This is a genomic window from Kitasatospora albolonga (genome assembly GCF_039535905.1).
Taxonomy (GTDB): domain Bacteria; phylum Actinomycetota; class Actinomycetes; order Streptomycetales; family Streptomycetaceae; genus Kitasatospora; species Kitasatospora albolonga.
The window spans coordinates 43,772-61,796 of sequence record NZ_BAAAYB010000124.1 but is presented as its reverse complement, the minus strand read 5'-3'; the positions used below and the strand labels follow the sequence as shown (position 1 = coordinate 61,796).

Below are 18,025 nucleotides of genomic sequence, written 5' to 3'. Positions count from 1 at the left end.
CTTCGTCAGCGGCGGTTGGTCGACGGGGGCGGTGGCCCTGGTGGCGGCCTGGGCGGCCCGGGTCCAGCCCGGTGCGGTGGTCGCCACGGTCTTCCCGGACGGCCCGCACCGCTACCTGGGCACCGTCTACGACGACGACTGGTGCCGGGCCCGCGGCCTGCCGGCGCCCGTCACCCGCCCGGTGGAGATCCCGCACCCGGGCGCCGTCGAGGTCGCCGGCTGGGCGCGTTGCCGCACCGTCATCGACCCCCTCGCCCCCGCCGCCGACCACCACCCGATCGTCCCTGCCCCCGGCCCCACCCGCGCCACCACCCGCCCCACCGGCCCCCAGGAGGACCGCAAGTGAAGCTCGACATACGGGTGGTGCAGCTCACCCTGACCGAACCGCTCCGCATCTCCCGCTCGGTGATGGCCGCCCGCGACGCGGTCGAACTCGCCCTGCGACACGGCGGGTTGAGCGGCTACGGCGAGGTGGTGGCCAGCGAGTACCTGAAGCTGCCGACCGACCGCATCCGCCGCGAGGTGCAGGACCTCGACCTGGCCCGCTACCCGGACCCGGAGACCGCCCTCGTCGAACTCCAGCGCGGGGACGCCCCGTTCAAGGAGCTCGCCCCCGGCGTGCTGGCGGGGGTGGAGTCCGCCCTGCTCGACCTGGTCGGCAAGCGGGCCGGTGCCCCCGTCCACCAACTCCTGGGAACGCTCCGCCCGCCGATCGCCGCCACCGCCCGCACCATCGGCATCACCGACCCCGTCCGGGCCGCCGCCGAGGCGGCCAGGCTGGCGGTGGCCGGGTTCCGGGTGGTCAAGGTGAAGGCGGGCTCGCCCGATCCGGCCGAGGACCTGGCCCGGGTGGCGGCGGTGCGGATCGGCGCCCCCGAGGCCGAGCTGCTGCTCGACCCCAACGGGGGCCTGGACGGTGCGCACTTCGCTCGACCTGATCCCGCGCTTCGCCGAGCTCGGCGTCACCGCTGTCGAGCAGCCCACCGCGCCCGGCCACCCGGAGTGGCTGGCCGAGGTGGCGGCAGCCTCCCCGCTGCCGGTGATCGCGGACGAGGACGCGGCGACCGAGGAGGAGGCCGAGCGGCTGGCCGGCCGGGTGCAGGGGGTCAACGTCAAGCTGGCCAAGTGCGGCGGGGTCTCGGCCGCGCTGCGGATCTGCGCCGCCCTGCACGGCAGCGGCACCGAGGTCATGCTCGGCTGCCTGACGGCCAGTTCGCTCGGCATCGCCCCCGCCGTGCACCTGGTGGACCGGGCCCGCTGGGTCGACCTGGACGGCCACCTGCTGCTGCGGCACGACCCCTGGCGCGGCATCGGCGGCACCGACGGCGTGGTCCGGGCCGCCGACCGGGCCGGTCTCGGCGTCCACCCGGCGGAGCCCGTCCACCTCGCCGAGCCGGCCGCCACCCGGTGAGAACCCTTCGCGCGCTGCGCTCGTTCCCGCTCCCGGTCCGGCTGCTGCTGGTCAACCAACTGGGCGTCAACACCGGCTTCTACCTGCTGATCCCGTACCTGGCCACCCACCTCGGCGGGGACCTCGGGATGTCGGCGGTGGCCGTCGGCGTGGTGCTCGGGGTGCGCAACCTCAGCCAGCAGGGTCTGTTCATCCTGGGTGGTTCCGCGGCAGACCGGCTCGGCGCCCGGGGCGTGATCATCGCGGGCTGCGGCCTGCGCACCCTCGGGTTCGGCCTGTTCGCCCTCGGCGACGGGCTGCCGGTGCTGCTGGCCGCCTCGCTGCTCAGCGGCCTGGCCGGCGCGCTGTTCAACCCGGCCGTGCGGGCCTACCTGGCCCAGGAGGCGGGGGAGCGCAGAGCCGAGGCCTTCGCGCTGTTCAGCGTCTTCGCCAACACCGGCGCCCTGCTCGGCCCGGTGCTCGGCACCGTCCTGCTCCTGGTGGACTTCCGGGTCGCGGCGCTCACCGCCGCCGGGATCTTCGCCCTGCTGACGGTGGCCCAGGCCCTGGTGCTGCCCGTCCACCGGGTGGAGCCGACCGGCACCCGGGTGCTGGGCGACTGGCGGGAGGTGCTCACCGACCGGCCCTTCCTCGCCTTCTCACTGGCGCTGGTCGGCCTCTACGCCCTGGAGAGCCAGCTCTACCTGCTGCTGCCGCAGGCGGCCAGGGAGACCACCGGTTGGGAGGGCGCGGTCGGCCTGCTCTTCCTGGTCAGCACCGTGGTCAACCTCGCCCTCCAGCTCCGGATCACCGCCCGGCTGCAGCAACTCGGCGGCCGGGGGCGGTGGATAGCGGTCGGGATGCTGGTGGCGGGGCTCGGCTTCCTGCCCCCGCTGCTGATACCGGGGCCGGTGCCGGTGCTGCTGGCCGTCGTGCTGCTGCGGATCGGCGTGATGATCTCCCAGCCCTTCGTGCTGGAGCTGATACCCGCCTTCGGCCGCGAACGGCTCACCGGCACCTACTACGGCGTCTTCTACCTGGTCTCCGGCCTGGCCGCCGCCCTCGGCAACGCGGCCGTCGGCTGGGCCATGGACGCCGCCCGCTGGGCGCCGTGGCTGCTCTGCGGCGCCCTCGGCCTGGCCTGCGCCGCCGCCGTCGCCCGCCGACGCGACTCGCTCCCCGACCCCAACTCCCCGCTCGGAGCGCCCACATGACCACCTCCACCGGTACGGACCCCACCACCGGCCCCGCCACCAGCGGCAACCTGCTGACCGACACCCCCGCGCTGTACGAGCTGCGCTTCCCCGACCCCGACCACCTGGCCGCCCGCTGGGCCGAGTCCGTGCTCCGCGCCCACGGCGCCGGCCCCCGGGTCCTGGACCTCGGCTGCGGCACCGGCCGCGACGCCGCCTGGCTGCACCGCACGGCGGGCCGCGAGGTGGTCGGCCTCGACAGCTCGCCGGCCATGGTCGAGCACGCCCGCACCCACCACCCCGGCCCCGAGTACCTGCTCGGCGACATGCGCGAACCCGGCCTGGGGGAGCGGCGGTTCGACGCCGTCCTCTGCCTGGACAGCGCCCTGCTGTACTGCCACACCAACGCCGACCTGGACGCGCTGCTCACCGCCGTCCGCGCCCACCTCGCCCCCGGCGGCCTGCTGGTGGCCGAGATGCGCAACGGCGCCTACTTCCTCGGCCGCACCGACCTGTTGGACGCCGTCCGCACCGACACCGTCGAGCACCAGGGCGTCCGCTACACCTCCAGCACCACCCTGCGGATCGACCACGGGGCCCAACTCCTGCGCCGCACCCGGGCATGGAGCACGGACCTCGGCCCTGTCGCCGTCCAGCACTCCGCCTGGCGCCTGCTCTTCCCGCAGGAGCTGCGGTACCTGCTGGCCGCGCACGGCTTCGAGGTGCTCGCCCTGTACGACCGCCCGGGCCCCCGCACCGAACCGGCCTGGAGCGAGGGCGCCGCGCCCGCCGACAGCGCCGACTCCGACCGGATCCACCTGGTCGCCCGCCTCACCGCCACCGATGACACCGCCGCCACCGCCGAAAGAAGCCGATCCTGATGCACCGTCCGATACCCCGCCGCACCCTGCTGCTCGCCTCCGCCGTCACCCTCGGCGCCGCCGCCTGCTCCCGGGCCGACGCGCCCACCGCCTCGGAGGCCGCCGCCACCCTCCCGCGCAGCGGTGGCCGACTGCGCGCCGTCTTCGCCGGCGGCGGCACCAACGAGACCCTCGACCCGCACCTGGCCAACCTCTTCGTGGACGCCGCCCGGGCCAAGGCGCTCTTCGACAAGCTCGCCGACTCGGGCTCCGACCTGGCCGCCGTACCCCGGCTGGCGGCCGGTTGGGAGCCGAACGCCACCCTCGACCTCTGGACGGTCCGGCTGCGCGAGGCGGCCTTCCACGACGGCCGGCGGGTCACCGCCGCCGACGTGCTCCACAGCTACCGCCGGATCGCCGACCCCAAGAAGGCCTTCCGGGCCCGGGCCTCCCTGGAGCCGATCGACCTGGCGGCCAGCCGGGCCGTCGATCCGGCCACCGTCGAGTTCCGCCTCAAGCGTCCGTACGCCGAATTCCCCAACGTGCTGGCCGCGTTCGGCACCTACATCGTCCCCGAGGGGACCCAGGAGTTCAGCGCGCCGATCGGCTCCGGGCCGTTCCGCTTCGTCTCCTTCACCCCCGGCGGCTCCCTGCTCCTTCGGCGCAACCCCGACTACTGGGAGGGTGCTCCGCACCTGGACGAGCTGGAGGTCCTGGTGGCCAACGAGGAGTCCGCCCGGATCGGCGCCCTGCTCGGCGGACAGGCCGACTACGCCCACGAGTTGCACCCCGCCACCGCCCGGGCCCACGAGGGCAAGGGGCGGATCGAGGTGGTCCGGCTGCGCAACTCCACCATGCAGGGCTTCGTGATGAAGACCGACCGGCCGCCCTTCGACGACCCCCGGGTGCGCAAGGCCTTCTTCTTGATCGCCGACCGCAAGGAGCTGGTGGACGGTGCCCTCTCCGGTGCGGGGGAGATCGGCAACGACCTCTTCGGCAAGGGCGCCCGCTACTACGCCGCCGAACTCCCGCAGCGGGAGCAGGATCTGACCCGGGCCCGGGCCCTGCTGAAGGAGGCCGGGCAGGAGGGCCTCAAGGTCACCCTGGACACCTCCCCGGTGGCGGCCGGCTTCGTGGAGGCGGCCGGGATCCTCAAGGAGCAGGCCGCCAAGGCCGGGGTCACCGTCGAGGTGAAGGTCGGCAACAAGGACACCTACTGGAAGGACGTGCTGGACGGCGGCGTCCTCGCCTCCTACCGCTCCGGCGCGATGCCGATCGAGTCCCACCTCTCCCAGCGCCTGCTCTCCGACTCCACCACCAACGCCACCCACTGGCGCCACCCGGACTTCGACGAGCTCTACCGCCAGGCCCAGTCCACCCGCGACGAGGCGGCCCGCACCGCGCTCTACGGGCGGATGCAGCGGCGCCTGCACGAGGAGGGCGGCTTCCTGATCTGGGGCTTCGCCGACTGGATCGTGGCCACCGCGCCCAAGGTCCGGGGCGTGTCCCGCGAGGCGCCGGCCAACACCCTGGACTGGGCGAGGTTCGACCGGGTCTGGCTGGCATGAGCCGGACCCGCCACGGCAGTTGGCTGCTCCGGCGGCTGCTGCTCGGGGTGGCCCAGTCGGCGGCGGTCCTGGTCCTGGTCTTCCTGCTCACCGAGGCTCTCCCGGGCGACGCCGCCGTGGCGCTGGCCGGGGACAGCCCCGACCCGGAGCGGATCGCCCGGCTGCGCGAGGCGATGGGGCTCGACCACCCACCCGTCGAGCGCTTCCTCGAGCGCCTCGGCGGGCTGCTCCGCGGCGACCTCGGCCGCTCCCTGGTCACCGGACGCCCCGTCGCCGACTACCTCGCCGACGGCCTCGGCACCACCCTGCTGCTCGCCGCCCTGGTGCTGCTGCCCCTGGTGCCGCTCGCCGTCTGGCTCGGCATGCGGGCCGCCCGCCGGGAGGGCGGCCCGCTGGACCGCCTGATCAGCTCCACCACCCTCGCGGTCTACGCCGCACCGGAGTTCGCCCTCGGCGTGCTCCTGGTCACCGTCGTCTCCCTCCACCTCGGCTGGCTCCCGCCCACCGCCGTCGGCGGCATCGGCGCGGACCCGGCGGTCCTGGTCCTCCCGGTCCTGGTGCTGCTCGCCCGGCCGGTCTGCTCGATCAGCCGCCTGGTCCGGGCCGGGATGATCGAGTCCCTGGCCCGCCCGTACGTCCGCCAGGCCCGCCGCTACGGCGTGCCCGAGTGGCGGATCCACTGGCTGCACGCCCTCCCCAACTCCCTGGCCCCGGCCGCCCAGCAGCTGGCCCGCACCTGCGACTGGCTGCTCTGCGGCGTGGTGGTGGTCGAGTCCCTCTTCGTACTTCCCGGCCTCGGCAGCGTCCTGCTGGACGCCGTCGCGGCCCGCGACGTACCGGTGGTCCAGGGCCTGGCCGTGGTCTTCGCCCTGCTCGCGGTCGTCCTCAACCTGGCCGCCGACCTGGTGGCCCGCCGCTTCGCACCCCGCACGGAGGTGACGGCATGACGGTTCCCCCCACGGCGGCCGGTCCGGACACCGGCGCGCCCCCGCAGCCCGCCCGGCGGACGCCTCGCCGCCCGGGCCGGTACCTGCTGGGTGCCGCGCTGGTCCTGCTGCCGCTGGCGCTCGCCGTGGCCGGTCCCTGGCTGGCCGGGGAGGCGGGGCCGCGCGGGGTCTCGTACGCCCCGGCCGGCCCCGGGCACTGGCTGGGCACCGATTTCACCGGCCGCGACCTCTGGCGCCAACTCCTGCTCGGCGGACGCTCGGTGGTCCTGGTCGCACTCGCCGCCACCGCCCTGGTCTACGCCCTCGCCCTCCCCGTCGGCCTGGCCGCCGCCCTCACCGGGCGGCGCTGGGTGGAGGAGCTGCTGATGCGGCCGCTGGACGTGCTGCTCGCGGTGCCCTCGCTGATCCTGGTGCTGCTGGTGGCCGCCGCACTGGAGCCGGGCCCGGCCGGGCTGGCCCTGCTGGTGGCCCTGGTCGCGGTGCCCGACGCCGCCCGGGTGGTGCACGCCGCCGCCCTGGAGGTGGCCGCCCGTCCGGTGGTCGAGGCGATGCGGATGCACCGCGAGTCCTGGGTGCGGATCGCCCTCGGCCACACCGTGCGCGAACTGCGCCGCACCCTGGCCGCCGACGCCGGCACCCGCCTGGTCGGCTCGCTCTACCTGGTGAGCACCGCCGCCTTCCTCGGCGTCGGGGTGGCCCCCGACGCCGCCGACTGGGCGGTGATGGTGGACCGCAACCGCCCCGGCATCGACCTCCAGCCCTGGGCGGTGGCCCTGCCCGCCGCGCTGATCGCCGCCCTCGCCATGGGCACCAACCTGCTGCTCGACGCGGCCCTGCACGGAGAGGACGGACGACGGTGAGCGAACTCCTGGTGGTGGACGACCTGCGGATCGAGGTGGCCGGCCGGGTGCTGCTGGACGGCGTCGGCCTGACGGTCCGTCCGGGCCGGGTGACGGCACTGCTCGGTGCCTCCGGCAGCGGCAAGACCACCACCGGCCTGGCCGTCCTCGGCGAACTCCCGCCCGGCGCCCGGGTCTCGGGGACCATCCGCACCCCTCCCGGCCCGGTCGGCCACGTCCCCCAGCACCCGGCGGCGGTCCTCAACCCGGCCCGCCGGATCGGCCCCCAACTCCGGGAGCTGGGCGGCCCGGAGGCGGTCGACCGCGCCCTGGCGCGGGCTCGGGTCGAGCGGCCGCAGGAGCTGCTGCGACGCTTCCCGCACCAGCTCTCCGGCGGCCAGCAGCAGCGCGTGGTGCTCGCCCAGGCCCTGCTCTCCGGCGCCCGCCTCCTGGTCGCCGACGAACCCACCACCGGCCAGGACCCGGCCACCCGGGCCCGCCTGGTGGCCGAGCTGGCGGCCCTGGTCCGGGACGGTCTCGGGCTGCTTCTCCTCAGTCACGACCTGGACGCGGTACGGCAGTTGGCCGATGAGGTGGTGGTCCTCAAGGACGGCCGACCGGTCGAGTCCGGCCCGGCCGCCGAGGTCCTCGCCCGCCCGGAGCACCCGTGGACCCGCCACCTCCTCAGCGGTCCGAAAGGCCGCCCCGGGAGCGAGGCCCCGCTCCCGGCTGCCGTCGACGGCCGGCCACCCGCGAGCGGGCCCCCGCACCCCGTCCTCACGGTCGACCGCCTGACCGCCCGTCACCCCGACGGCACCCGGGCCCTGACCGACCTCTCCTTCACCCTCGCCCCCGGCGAGTGCCTCGCCCTCACCGGCCGCTCCGGCAGCGGCAAGACCACCCTCGGCCGCTGCCTGGCCGGTCTGCACGTCCACCAGCGCGGCACCGTCCGCCTGGAGGCCCACCCCCTCCCGCCGTCGCTCCGCTCCCGTTCCACCGCCCAGACCGCCGCCGTCCAGTACGTCCCGCAGGACGCCCGCGCCGCCTTCGACGACCACCGCCCCGTCCTCCACCAGGTGGCCCGTGCCGCCGTCCGCCTGCACGGCCTCGGCACCCGCGCCGCCCGGGCCGAGGCCGCCGCCGTCCTCGCCGCCCTCGGCGTCCCGCCCGACGGCCGCGCCGCCACCCTCTCCGGCGGCGAGCTCCAGCGCGCCGCCCTCGCCCGAGCCCTGCTCGCCCGGCCCCGGGTCCTGGTCTGCGACGAGATCACCTCCGGCCTCGACACCCCGAGCCGGGCCCGCGTCCTCGACCACCTCGCCGAACTCCGGCACCGCACCGGCCTGGCGGTCCTCCTGGTCACCCACGACCGGTCCCTCGTCACCACCGACCGCGAACTGGCCCTCCCCGACCCCGAACAAGCCCTCCCCGACCCCGAACAAGCCCTCCCCGACCTCGAACAAGCCCTCCCCGACGCCGGGCTAGCCCTCTCCGACGGCCCGTAGCGGCCCCACGTCCGGCTCCCGCAGCAGCGCGAGGTACGCGCTCCGGGCCATCGCCTCCGCCCCCAGCCGCCGTACGTGCGGGCCGTCCCACTGCACGTCCAGCACCCGCCCTCCCACCTCCGCGAACCGGGCCCCGAGCCCCGCCACCGCGGCCCGCCCCGCCCCCGGAGCGCGGTGGAACATCGAGTCCAGGCTCAGCACCACCCCCACCCGCACCCCGTACACCCCGCCCACCAGCTCCCCGTCCTCCCACACCTCCGCGCTCTCCGCCCACCCGCTCCGGTGCAGCTCCACCAGTGCATCCACCAACTCGTCCGTCAGCCAGCGCGGTTCACGCTCCCGGCGGCACTCCTCCACCACCCTCCCGAAGGCCCGTCCCACCGTCAGCTCCCGACCGGCCGGCAGCCTCACCCGCGGGCCCCCGGCCGCCAGCACCGGCCGGGGGTCCGGCGACCACCAGGCCAGCGCGTACGGGTCCGCCCCGCCCACCACCACCGCCGGGCCCTCCTCCCACCGCACCTCGTTGAAGGCCGCCACCGCCGGATCGCCCGCCGGGAAGGGGAACAGCCCGGCCCGGTACGCCCCGAGCAGCGTCTCCTGATCCAGCTCCCCGCCGAAGGCCACCGGCCCGTCCGCCGGTGCGCCCGCCAGGTCCAACTCCTCCCACCAGGCGGCCACGTCACCCCACCGCCAGGTCACTCCACCGCCCCGGCCGTGGCCGGTGGCAGGAAGCCGGTGCCGATCAGGTGCTTGAGGTAGCGGTCCAGCAGGGCCGCGTCCACCGGCGGGAAGGTGATCCCGCTGCCGGCCAGCCCGGCCACCAGCCGCTCCCGCCCGAAGCGGGGGAAGGTGCGCCGGAAGTACATCTCGCTGACGGTCAGTTCGGGCCGCCCGGCGCAGGGGTCCACGAACAGCGGCAGGAACGGCGTGGCCGGGTGGGTCGGGTGCCCGGCGGCGTACTCGGCGTAGCGGCTGACCCAGTCCCGGTAGGGGAGTTCCTCCACGGGGTACCCGAAGGTCCGCAGCCGGGCGGCCAGTTCGCCGATCAGCGGGTGCCCGGGGTCGGTGGTCAGGTGGTACGCCTGCCCGGTCGCCTCCTGGTGGGTGGCCAGGTGGACCAGGGCGCGGGCGAAGCAGTCCGCGGGCAGGAAGTCCAGCGGCAGGTCGACGTCGGGGGCGCACCCGGCGTCGGCGAACAGCCGGATCAGCGCGCACATCTCGGTGCCGGGGTTCATCACCCCGGTGTCCTGGGCCCCGGTGACGTCGTTCAACCGGTGCACCGCGACCGGGAGTCCGGCCTCGGTGGCCTGCCGGAGCAGCTCCTCGGCCACCCACTTGGTCTCCGCGTAACCCACCGAGAGGTGCTCGGGGAAGCCCAGCGGGGTGTCCTCGGTGACCTGGCGGACCCCGGCCGCGCCCTGGCCGGCCAGCACCGACATGCTGGAGACGTGGTGCAGCGGGATCCCGCGCGACCACCCGGCCAGCCGGATCATTTCGCGCACCCCGGCCACGTTCGCGGCGCTCAACTCGCCGTACGGATAGACGAAGTTGACCCGGGCCCCGCAGTTGACGACCAGGTCCAGGGTGTCGCCGAGCTCGCCGAACTCCCGGTCCGTGAGCCCGAGCATTGGCTGCCCGAGGTCCCCGAGCACCGGCACCACCCGGTCGGCCCGCGGGCCGACCAGCGGATCGCGCAGCAGGTGCCGCAGCCCGGCCGCGCGCAGCCGGGCCAGCGCGGCCCGCGGGTCGTCTCCCCGCAGCAGGCAGTGCACCCGGGCGTCGGTGCCGGTCAGCAGCTCGTCCAGCAGGTGGATGCCGCAGAAGCCGGTGGCGCCGGTGAGCAGGACCTCGCGCGGGTGGCGCCAGTCCGGCGGCGGTCCGCCGTCCAGGCGGACCGGGACGTCGAGCACCGACTCGGCGGCGAAGTCGGTCGGCCGGTCGCCCGAGGCGAGGGTCCCGGCCCGGGCGGCCTGGGTGTGCCGGGTGAACGCGGCCAGCGTCGGCTCCTGGAGCAACGCCCTTGTGAGCGATCGGAGTTGGCTGACGCCGATGCCGAACATGATCCGCGCCCGGGCCAGCATCTCGGTGGCCAGCAGCGAGTCGCCGCCGATCACGAAGAAGTCGTCCTCGGGGCCGACCTGCTCCAACTGGAGGATGCGGGCCCAGAGTTCGGCCACGCCGGTGCCCAGCGGGGAGGCCTGGTCCGGCTCGCGGCCGGCCAGCGGCGGGGTGGAGAGCAGCAGGCCGCGGCGGTCCAGCTTCCCGTTGTGGTCCAGCGGCAGCTCGGCCAGCTCGGCCAGCCGCGGCGGGACCATGTAGCGGGGGAGCCGCTCGGACAGGTGGGAGCGCAGCTCCTGCTCGGTCACCGGTGCGCGGGTGGTGTAGAAGGCGGCCAGCGCGCCGTCCTCGGGCACCGCCACCGCCTGGTCCACCGCCGGGTGGGCGGCCAGTGCGGCCTCCAGTTCGGCCGGGTCCACCCGGTAGCCGCGGATCTTCACCTGCCGGTCCCGCCGGCCGAGGTACTCCAGCTCGCCGTCGGGCCTGCGCCGCGCGAGGTCCCCGGTGCGGTACATCCGCGCCCCGGGGGCGTCGGAGAACGGGTCGGGCAGGAAGAGCCCGGCGGTCCGCCCCGGCTGGTGCCACAGCCCGATCGCCACCCCGGCCCCGCCCACGTACAGCTCCCCGGTCTCCCCGTCCGGGACGGGCCGCAGACGCTCGTCCAGCAGGTGCACGGTGGCGCCGGCCACCGGGTGCCCGATCGGCACCGGGGCGTCCTCCGGCCCGGTCAGCAGGGCCGGGGAGAGCTCGCAGAGCGTGGAGGTGATCGTCGTCTCGGTCAGCCCGTAGGCGTTCACCAGTCGCACCCCGGGCCGCAGGCGGAACCAGCGGCGGCAGTCCTCGGCCGCGACCGCCTCGCCGCCGACGATCATCAGCCGCAGTCCGAACGGGCTCCGGTCGTCCCGCTCGATGGCGTTCTGGTACTGGTGCCAGTACGCGGGCGTCAGGTCGGCCACCGTGATCCGGTGCGCGGCCAGCCGTCCCCAGAGTTCGCTCGGAGCGCACCCGCGGCGGTCCGCCAGCACCACCGTGGCCCCGGCGGTGAGTGGTGCGAACAGCTGCTCCAGCGAGGTGTCGAAGCCGAGCGCCGCCAGCTGGAACACCCGGTCCCCGGGCCCCAGCCCGTACGCCTCGACCAGTCCGGCGAGCACGGTGGCCAGCGAGCGGTGACTGACCATCACCCCCTTCGGGGCGCCGCTGGAGCCGGAGGTGTAGATCAGGTAGGCCGGGGTGTCCGCCCCCGGCGGCTCCAGCTCCGGCGGGACCGTCGGGGTCTCCTCCTCGGGGCCGTCCACCGCGAGGGAGTGCGGCACCAGCCAGGTGTGCGCCGAGTCGGTGAGCACCAGGCCCGAGCCCGAGTCCTCGATCAGCCTGGTCAGGCGCTGCCGGGGCAGCCCCGGATCCAGCGGCAGGAAGGCCGCCCCGGCGCGCAGCACGGCCAGCAGCGCGACCACCAGGTTCGGGCTCCGGTCATGACAGACCGTCACCAGCGGCTGCGCTCCGGGTCCGTGCCCGGGTCCGTGCCCGTGCCCGTGGCCGTGGGCGAGGCCGTGGGCGCGCAGCCGGGCGGCCAGCAGGTCCGCCCTGCGGTCCAACTCCCCGTAATCGAGCGACCCGTGTTCCGAAATCACCGCCGGGTGGTCCGGCATTTCCCGCGCGCGGTCCGCGACGAGTTCCGGTACCGTACGCACGTCGGGCCCGGCCGGGGAATTCGGCCGGATATCCGTCCAGCTCGCGTCCACCCGCGCCGCGCACTCCTCGGCCGACCCTGCCGGGCCCACCTGTCGCCAGCCCTGCGGGATTTCCGACGGTGCGGGCCAGAGGGCGTACTGCCCTTGGTCGTTGACCACCGTCACCCGCGATTCACGGTCTGCCACCTCGGCCCTCCCGGTGTGCTCCGGAGCCCCCTGGTGATCTGTTTCCGAATATACGCGCTGAATAACCGACAGGTATCCTGGTCGGGAATTCCATTCGCTCTCCGTGCCCAGAGGCCGCGATGACACGATGGCGTTGGCCGTACCCGGCGCTCGTCCTCCTCGTCTGGATGGCGTTCCTGACGTCGATGTACTACGCGCACCCGGATCAGCGGATCATCTGGTGGACCGGCATCGGCCTGAGCGGCGTGACGGCCATCGTGATCGGTACGCTCCGCAACCGCCCGACCCACCCGCTCCCGTGGTTCCTGCTCGCGGCGGCCAACCTCTCCTTCACCGCCGGTGAGGTCGCCGAGGTGGTGCAGACCGAACTGCTCGGCAGGGTCAACCCGTTCCCCTCGATCTCGGACGGCTTCTACCTGCTCACCTACCCGCTCTACGCGGCGGGTCTGCTGGTCTTCGTCCGCCGCCGGAGCGCCGGCCGGGACCGCGGCAGCCTGCTCGACGCGCTCACCATCACCGCCGGCCTGGGGCTGCTGCTCTGGATCTACCTGGTGCTGCCCTCCGCACAGAACTCCGAACTCACCTGGACCCAGAAGGCGTTCTCGATCGCCTACCCGCTCGGCGACATCCTGGTGCTGGCCCTGCTGCTGCGGCTGCTGGTGCCGCACGGACCGCGCAGCTGGTCGCTGCGGCTGCTCACCGTCGGCACCGTCGGGATGCTGACCTCCGACATCGCCTTCGGGCTGATCCAGCTGCACGGCATGTGGCGGATCGGCACGCCGGTGGACCTCGGCTGGGCGGCGTTCTACACCGCCTGGGGCGTGGCCGCGCTGCACCCGTCGATGGTCACCATGACCAGGCCCGCGCTCCGCGCCCGCACCCCGGACGTGGCCCGCGGCCGGATCGTGCTGCTCACCGCCGCCGCCCTGGTCGCCCCGGCGATCCTGATGGTGGACGCCTTCGCCGGGGACATCAGCAACGTCGGCGTGGTGGCCGCCTTCTCCGGCCTGCTCTACCTGCTGGTGCTGGCCCGGCTGGCCCTGGTGGTCTCCACCCACCGCGAGGCGGTGGCCCGTGAGCGGGTGCTGCGGGTGGCGGTCAGCTCGCTGGCCTCCTCCACCCGGGTGGAGGAGGTCGCGGCCGCGCTGCGGGCCGCGGTGGCCGCGCTGCCCCCGGCCGACCCGCGCCGCCGGGTGCTGCTCGGGTTGAGCGACCACGGCCGGGTCCGGTTCCAGCTCGCCCACCGCCGGGACGGAGACGTGCCCCTGCTCCAAGTGCCGCGCGCCGTCCACCTGTTGGCCGCCACCAAACGCACTCACCAGTGCCGGGCCGCGGACCTCGGCGCCCAGCTCTCCGGCGAGCTGGCCGGCGCCCCGCACGCCCTGGTCTGCCCGCTGGCCCTCCAGGACCGCCCCACCGGTGACCCGCTGATCGGCGTGCTGATCGTCGGCGGTGCGGAACAGGAGCTGACCGCCCTCACCGACACCCTCGGCGCCCTCACCTCGCAGGCCGCGCTGGCCCTGGAGCGGATCACCCTGAGTCAGGAGGTCAACCGCCGCAACAGCGAGGCCTACTTCCGCAGCCTGGTGCAGAACGCCTCCGACGTGATCCTGATCCTCGACGAGGACGACCGGGTCCGGTACGCCTCCACCTCGGCCGACCGGGTGCTTGGCCACCCCGGCCTGGTGGGCACCCCGATCGTCTCCCTGGTGCCCCCCGAGGAGGCGCTCGCGGTGGTCGGCGCGCTGGAGCAGATGCGCGGTCCGGGCACCCGGGAGCGTCAGGAGCACTGGCGGATGCTGCGCCCCGACGGCGTGCTGATCGAGGTCGAGGTCCGGCACAGCGACCTTCGGGCCGACCCGACCGTGGCCGGCCTGGTGCTGACCCTGCGCGACGTCACCGAGCAGCGCCAGCTGGAGCGGGAGCTGAGCCACCGGGCCTTCCACGACTCGCTCACCGGCCTGGCCAACCGGGTGCTCTTCCACGACCGGGTCACCCAGGCGTTCCGGCGCGGCGAGCGCGGCGGGCAGGCCGCCGGCGTGCTGCTGATCGACATCGACGACTTCAAGGTGGTCAACGACACCATGGGCCACAGCGTCGGCGACGAGCTGCTGGTCGCCGTCTCGCTCCGGCTGGCGAGCATGGCCCGGGCCTCCGACACCGCCGCCCGGCTCGGCGGCGACGAGTTCGCCGTCCTGCTGGAGGACGCCCGCGGCCCGGAGGACGCCGAGGGCTTCGCCGAGCACGTGATCCGGGCCTTCGACGAGCCGTTCCGGCTCAGCGGCGGCCCGCTGAACGTCTCGATCAGCCTGGGCGTGGCCACCACCGAGGACAGCGGCGACTCGACCGAGCTGCTCACCCACGCCGACCTGGCGATGTACGCGGCCAAGGCGGCCGGCAAGCGGCAGTGGCGGCGGTTCCAGCCGGTCCTCCAGGAGGGCATGATCGAGCGCCACGAGCTCCAGGAGAGCCTGCACAGCGCCGTCGCCGACTCCTCGTTCAACCTGCTCTACCAGCCGATCGTGGCGCTCGACACCGGGAGCCTGGTGGGCTTCGAGGCCCTGGTGCGCTGGCCGCACGCGAAGCGCGGGCAGGTGCCGCCGGAACAGTTCATCAACCTGGCGGAGGAGAGCGGGCAGATCGTCCCGCTGGGGGCCTGGGTGCTCGGCCGGGCCACCGCCGAGGCGGCCCGCTGGCGGCTGGCCGGGCCGGTGGCCGGGGCGGGCCCCGGTGCCGCTCCGTGCGATCGGTACGTCAGCGTCAACGTCTCGGCCCGCCAGTTCCGCGATCCGGGCTTCGTGGACGTGGTCCGGGAGACCCTCGACCGGGTCGGCATGGAACCTGACTCGCTGGTGCTCGAGTTGACGGAGAGCGTGCTGATGCGCCGTGACGACCGGGTCCGCGCGGACCTGATGACGCTCAGCGAGCTCGGCGTCCGCCTGGCCATCGACGACTTCGGCACCGGGTACTCCTCGCTGAGCTACCTGCGGGAGTTCCCGATCACCATCCTGAAGATCGACAAGTCCTTCATCGACGGCCTGGACGACTCGCCGCAGCAGTACGCCCTGGTGGAGGGCATCACCCGGATCGCCGAGACCCTGGGCGTGCGGGTGATCGCCGAGGGCATCGAGACCGCCCGGCAGCGCGAACTGCTGGCCAAGATGGGCTGCCCGCTCGGCCAGGGCTACCTCTTCGACCGCCCGATGGAGCCGGAGCAGGTGGAGGCCCTGGTGCGCAGCGGCACCGACTACCGCTCGCTGACGGGATTCGCCACCCCCTGAGCCCCGGGGCCCGGCTCGGCTAGGATCGCGCCCATGCCAGCCCCCAGCCAGTCACCGAGCCGCGGCCGCCGCCGCGGCAGCGCGGTGGGTTGGTGGGCGGCGCTGCTCCTGGTCCTCACCGTCGCGCTCTCGCACGGGCTGGGCGCCGAGGGCCCCTCGGGCCACCACCTGGCCGGAGCGGTCGCCCGGGCCGACGCGCACGGCGAGCCGCAGGCCGCGTCCGCGTCCGACGATCACGGTCACGGCCGTGATCACGGCCATGCCCCCGACGGCGACCAGGGCGGTGACTCCTCGGAGGACGGGCACGGCATGCACGCCTGCCTGTCCGGACAGCCCGACCAGGGGATCGACCTGCCGGTGCCGGGCGCGGCCGTCGCCCTCGCCCTGCCGGAGCCGGCCGGGCACCGCTGCGCCGCCGGGACGGCCGGACGGGCCGAGGCCCGGCCACCTCCGGCTGACGGGCCGTCACCGGGCAGGCTGCGGATTTAGCGGGGCCCACCCGCGCGCGTTCCACCGACGGACGCCGTGCGGGTCACGCCCCTGCTCCGCCGTGCCCGCATGCCGTTCCTCGCCGTGGGCAGCGGCTCCGCCACGCGCCCGAAGGCCGGCCCATGTCCTCCTCCGCCCCACCAGTCCGCTCCTCCGTCGGTACGCGTGGCCGTTCGCGTCCCGGCCCGCCCCCACCGTCCGGTCCGTCCGGCTCGCACGCCCCGGCGAGGTCGGGAGGCCGCCGCCGGGCCAGACCCAGGCAGCCCGGGCTGCTCGGCCGCTACCTCGGGTACGTCGGCTACTTCGTCGGCGCCGGGCTGATCAGCGGGGCCGTGGTGCACCACCCGCTCGACCCGGCCCGCTACACCGTGATCGGCCTGGCCGGGGCCGCCGTGTTCCTCTGCGCGGCCGTCCTCGCCGAGGTGCAGGGCCCGGGCCGGACCTCGCCCGGGCGGCTGGTGCTGGTGCTGGGCAGTTCGCTCGCGCTCTCCTTCGGGATCGGGATGCTGAGCGGCGGCCTCCAGCACTTCGAGGACTTCCCGGCGCGCGCCGCCGTGCTGATCCCGCTGGGTCTGCTGCTCTCCTTCCTCGCCTACACCGCCAAGGAGGCCGAGCGCCCCGCCCGCCGGATCCTCGGCCTGCCTGGCCTCGCGGTGCTGGTGGTCGCCCTGGTGGCGTACGCCGGGCTGCGCCAGGTCGCGGCCGGACTCGACGTCCCGTCGGGCGGCCACAGCCACGGGAGCGGTGGCGAGGAGCACGAGGAGGCCCCGGCGGCGCCCGCGTCCGCACCGGCCTCGGCACCGGCCCCGGCGCCGTCCGCGGTGGCGCCCACCTCCGTACCACCGGTGTCACCCCCGCCGGCGAGCCCGAAGCCGAGCGGCACCGGGCACTTCGCCGACGGGCACAAGCACTGATTGCCAGATACCCCCAGGGGGTATATCTTCTGAGGCGTCCGAGAGGGCGAACGAGAGCACGGGGAGAGCTCATGAACCAGCACCAGCACCACATGCACCACGGGCACGGGTCGAGCGGCGGAAGCTGGCGCGGCGCGGCGCAGGCGACCCTGCACTGCCTCACCGGCTGCGCCATCGGCGAGGTGCTCGGCATGATCATCGGAACCGCCCTCGGGCTCCACAACGGTGCGACCGTGGTCATCTCGATCGCCCTGGCCTTCGTCTTCGGCTACGCGCTCACCATGAGGGGCGTCCTGAAGGCGGGGCTCGACCTGGGCAGCGCCCTGCAGGTCGCGCTGGCGGCCGACACCGTCTCGATCATCGTGATGGAGATCGTGGACAACTCGGTCATGGTCGGCGTGCCGGGGGCGATGGACGCGGGTCTGGACAGCGTGCTGTTCTGGGTCTCGCTGGCCTTCTCGCTGGTGGTCGCCTTCCTGCTGACCGTCCCGGTGAACCGCTGGCTGATCGCCCGGGGCAAGGGCCACGCGGTGGTGCACGCCTACCACGGCGGGGGCCACGAGGGTCACGCCGGACACGAAGGCCACCACGACCACGAGGGTCACCACGGCCACGAAGGCCACGAGGGTCACCAGCACCACCAGCACCACTGATCCGGCAACGAACCACGATCCGCTGAGGACATCACCGTGCACCCCGAGCACCGCCGACGCCGAGCCCCCGCGAGGGTGCTGCTCGTCCTGGTCGCGCTGCTCGGGGTGCTCGGCATGCACGGGCTCGGCGCGGTTCCGGGCCCACCCGCTCCCGTGGTCGCGACGGCGGCGGGGGAGCACCACCACGAGGCCCCCGGGAGCGGTGGCGGGCACGACCTGCACGCCGGGCCGATGTGCCTGGCGGGGGCGGTGGCCGCGCCGTTCGCCCCGCCGCCGCCCGGGCCGGCGCCGTTGGGGGTGGCGGTCCGGACGGCCTGCCCGGTGGGCGGGTTGACGGGTGGTCGGCCGGAGGGCGGCCGGGCTCCGCCCGACCTGACGGAGTTGCAGGTCCTGCGCAGATAGGGGAGGCCGGTCGACCCAGCCCCCCGAACGATCCAGTCGCAGGAGAACCAAC

12 protein-coding genes and 3 pseudogenes are annotated in these 18,025 nt (G+C 75.0%); 13 read left to right on the top strand and 2 right to left on the bottom strand.

Going from position 1 to position 18,025, the window contains the following annotated elements; translation table 11 throughout:
- From ABD946_RS30440 to ABD946_RS30405, 8 genes and pseudogenes are all read left to right on the top strand, one after another.
- Positions 1-346 (top strand): annotated as a pseudogene (locus ABD946_RS30440) (pyridoxal-5'-phosphate-dependent protein subunit beta); the annotation flags it as partial.
- Positions 343-1,411, top strand: a pseudogene (locus tag ABD946_RS30435) (mandelate racemase/muconate lactonizing enzyme family protein). The pseudogenes ABD946_RS30440 and ABD946_RS30435, both read left to right, overlap by 4 nt.
- Positions 1,408-2,604, top strand: coding sequence for an MFS transporter (locus ABD946_RS30430; protein WP_345288769.1), 1,197 nt, complete (start codon positions 1,408-1,410; stop codon positions 2,602-2,604). The pseudogene ABD946_RS30435 and the gene ABD946_RS30430 overlap by 4 nt, the downstream one beginning before the upstream one ends.
- Complete coding sequence (locus ABD946_RS30425) at positions 2,601-3,464, top strand: class I SAM-dependent methyltransferase (protein WP_345288768.1); 864 nt, start codon at positions 2,601-2,603, stop codon at positions 3,462-3,464. The genes ABD946_RS30430 and ABD946_RS30425 overlap by 4 nt, the downstream gene beginning before the upstream one ends.
- Positions 3,464-5,011 carry an ABC transporter substrate-binding protein gene (locus ABD946_RS30420; RefSeq protein ID WP_345288767.1) on the top strand — a complete coding sequence of 516 codons (1,548 nt, stop codon included), beginning with the start codon at positions 3,464-3,466 and terminating at the stop codon, positions 5,009-5,011. Before ABD946_RS30425 ends, ABD946_RS30420 begins: the two co-directional genes overlap by 1 nt.
- A complete protein-coding gene (locus ABD946_RS30415) occupies positions 5,008-5,958 on the top strand; it encodes an ABC transporter permease (RefSeq protein ID WP_345288766.1) in 951 nt (316 codons plus the stop codon). Before ABD946_RS30420 ends, ABD946_RS30415 begins: the two co-directional genes overlap by 4 nt.
- The gene (locus ABD946_RS30410) at positions 5,955-6,818 is read left to right on the top strand and encodes an ABC transporter permease (protein WP_345288765.1); all 864 of its coding nucleotides are present in this window, start codon (positions 5,955-5,957) and stop codon (positions 6,816-6,818) included. Before ABD946_RS30415 ends, ABD946_RS30410 begins: the two co-directional genes overlap by 4 nt.
- Complete coding sequence (locus ABD946_RS30405) at positions 6,815-8,299, top strand: ABC transporter ATP-binding protein (protein ID WP_345288763.1); 1,485 nt, start codon at positions 6,815-6,817, stop codon at positions 8,297-8,299. The genes ABD946_RS30410 and ABD946_RS30405 overlap by 4 nt, the downstream gene beginning before the upstream one ends.
- On the opposite strand, the gene ABD946_RS30400 is transcribed toward ABD946_RS30405, so the two are convergent.
- Positions 8,276-8,977, bottom strand: a complete 702-nt coding sequence (locus ABD946_RS30400; protein WP_345288762.1) for a leucyl/phenylalanyl-tRNA--protein transferase — start codon at positions 8,975-8,977, stop codon at positions 8,276-8,278. The two genes, ABD946_RS30405 and ABD946_RS30400, sit on opposite strands and share 24 nt — an antisense overlap.
- Before the next feature lie 17 nt (positions 8,978-8,994).
- A complete protein-coding gene (locus tag ABD946_RS30395; protein WP_425558738.1) occupies positions 8,995-12,207 on the bottom strand; it encodes an amino acid adenylation domain-containing protein in 3,213 nt (1,070 codons plus the stop codon).
- Positions 12,208-12,401: 194 nt separating this feature from the next.
- On the opposite strand from ABD946_RS30395, the gene ABD946_RS30390 reads away from it, so the two are divergent.
- The 5 genes and pseudogenes from ABD946_RS30390 to ABD946_RS30370 all read left to right on the top strand — a co-directional run bounded on the left by ABD946_RS30390 (position 12,402) and on the right by ABD946_RS30370 (position 17,973).
- Complete coding sequence (locus tag ABD946_RS30390) at positions 12,402-15,515, top strand: putative bifunctional diguanylate cyclase/phosphodiesterase (protein WP_345288761.1); 3,114 nt, start codon at positions 12,402-12,404, stop codon at positions 15,513-15,515.
- A gap of 33 nt (positions 15,516-15,548) precedes the next feature.
- A complete protein-coding gene (locus tag ABD946_RS30385; protein ID WP_345288759.1) occupies positions 15,549-16,004 on the top strand; it encodes a hypothetical protein in 456 nt (151 codons plus the stop codon).
- 122 nt (positions 16,005-16,126) lie between these two features.
- Positions 16,127-16,918 carry a hypothetical protein gene (locus tag ABD946_RS30380; protein WP_345288758.1) on the top strand — a complete coding sequence of 264 codons (792 nt, stop codon included), beginning with the start codon at positions 16,127-16,129 and terminating at the stop codon, positions 16,916-16,918.
- 71 nt (positions 16,919-16,989) lie between these two features.
- Positions 16,990-17,466 (top strand): annotated as a pseudogene (locus tag ABD946_RS30375) (DUF4396 domain-containing protein); the annotation flags it as partial.
- A 141-nt stretch (positions 17,467-17,607) separates the two neighbouring features.
- On the top strand, positions 17,608-17,973 hold the full coding sequence (locus ABD946_RS30370) for a DUF6153 family protein (RefSeq protein WP_345288730.1): 366 nt from the start codon (positions 17,608-17,610) through the stop codon (positions 17,971-17,973).
- Positions 17,974-18,025: the final 52 nt, after the last annotated feature.

Excerpts from the sequence above, each read along its gene's own strand:
- ABD946_RS30380 (WP_345288758.1), top strand. The coding sequence starts at position 16,127 with ATGTCCTCCTCCGCCCCACCAGTCCGCTCCTCCGTCGGTACGCGTGGC.
- ABD946_RS30415 (WP_345288766.1), top strand. The coding sequence starts at position 5,008 with ATGAGCCGGACCCGCCACGGCAGTTGGCTGCTCCGGCGGCTGCTGCTC.
- ABD946_RS30385 (WP_345288759.1), top strand. The coding sequence starts at position 15,549 with ATGCCAGCCCCCAGCCAGTCACCGAGCCGCGGCCGCCGCCGCGGCAGC.
- ABD946_RS30420 (WP_345288767.1), top strand. The coding sequence starts at position 3,464 with ATGCACCGTCCGATACCCCGCCGCACCCTGCTGCTCGCCTCCGCCGTC.
- ABD946_RS30410 (WP_345288765.1), top strand. The coding sequence starts at position 5,955 with ATGACGGTTCCCCCCACGGCGGCCGGTCCGGACACCGGCGCGCCCCCG.
- ABD946_RS30425 (WP_345288768.1), top strand. The coding sequence starts at position 2,601 with ATGACCACCTCCACCGGTACGGACCCCACCACCGGCCCCGCCACCAGC.
- ABD946_RS30390 (WP_345288761.1), top strand. The coding sequence starts at position 12,402 with ATGGCGTTCCTGACGTCGATGTACTACGCGCACCCGGATCAGCGGATC.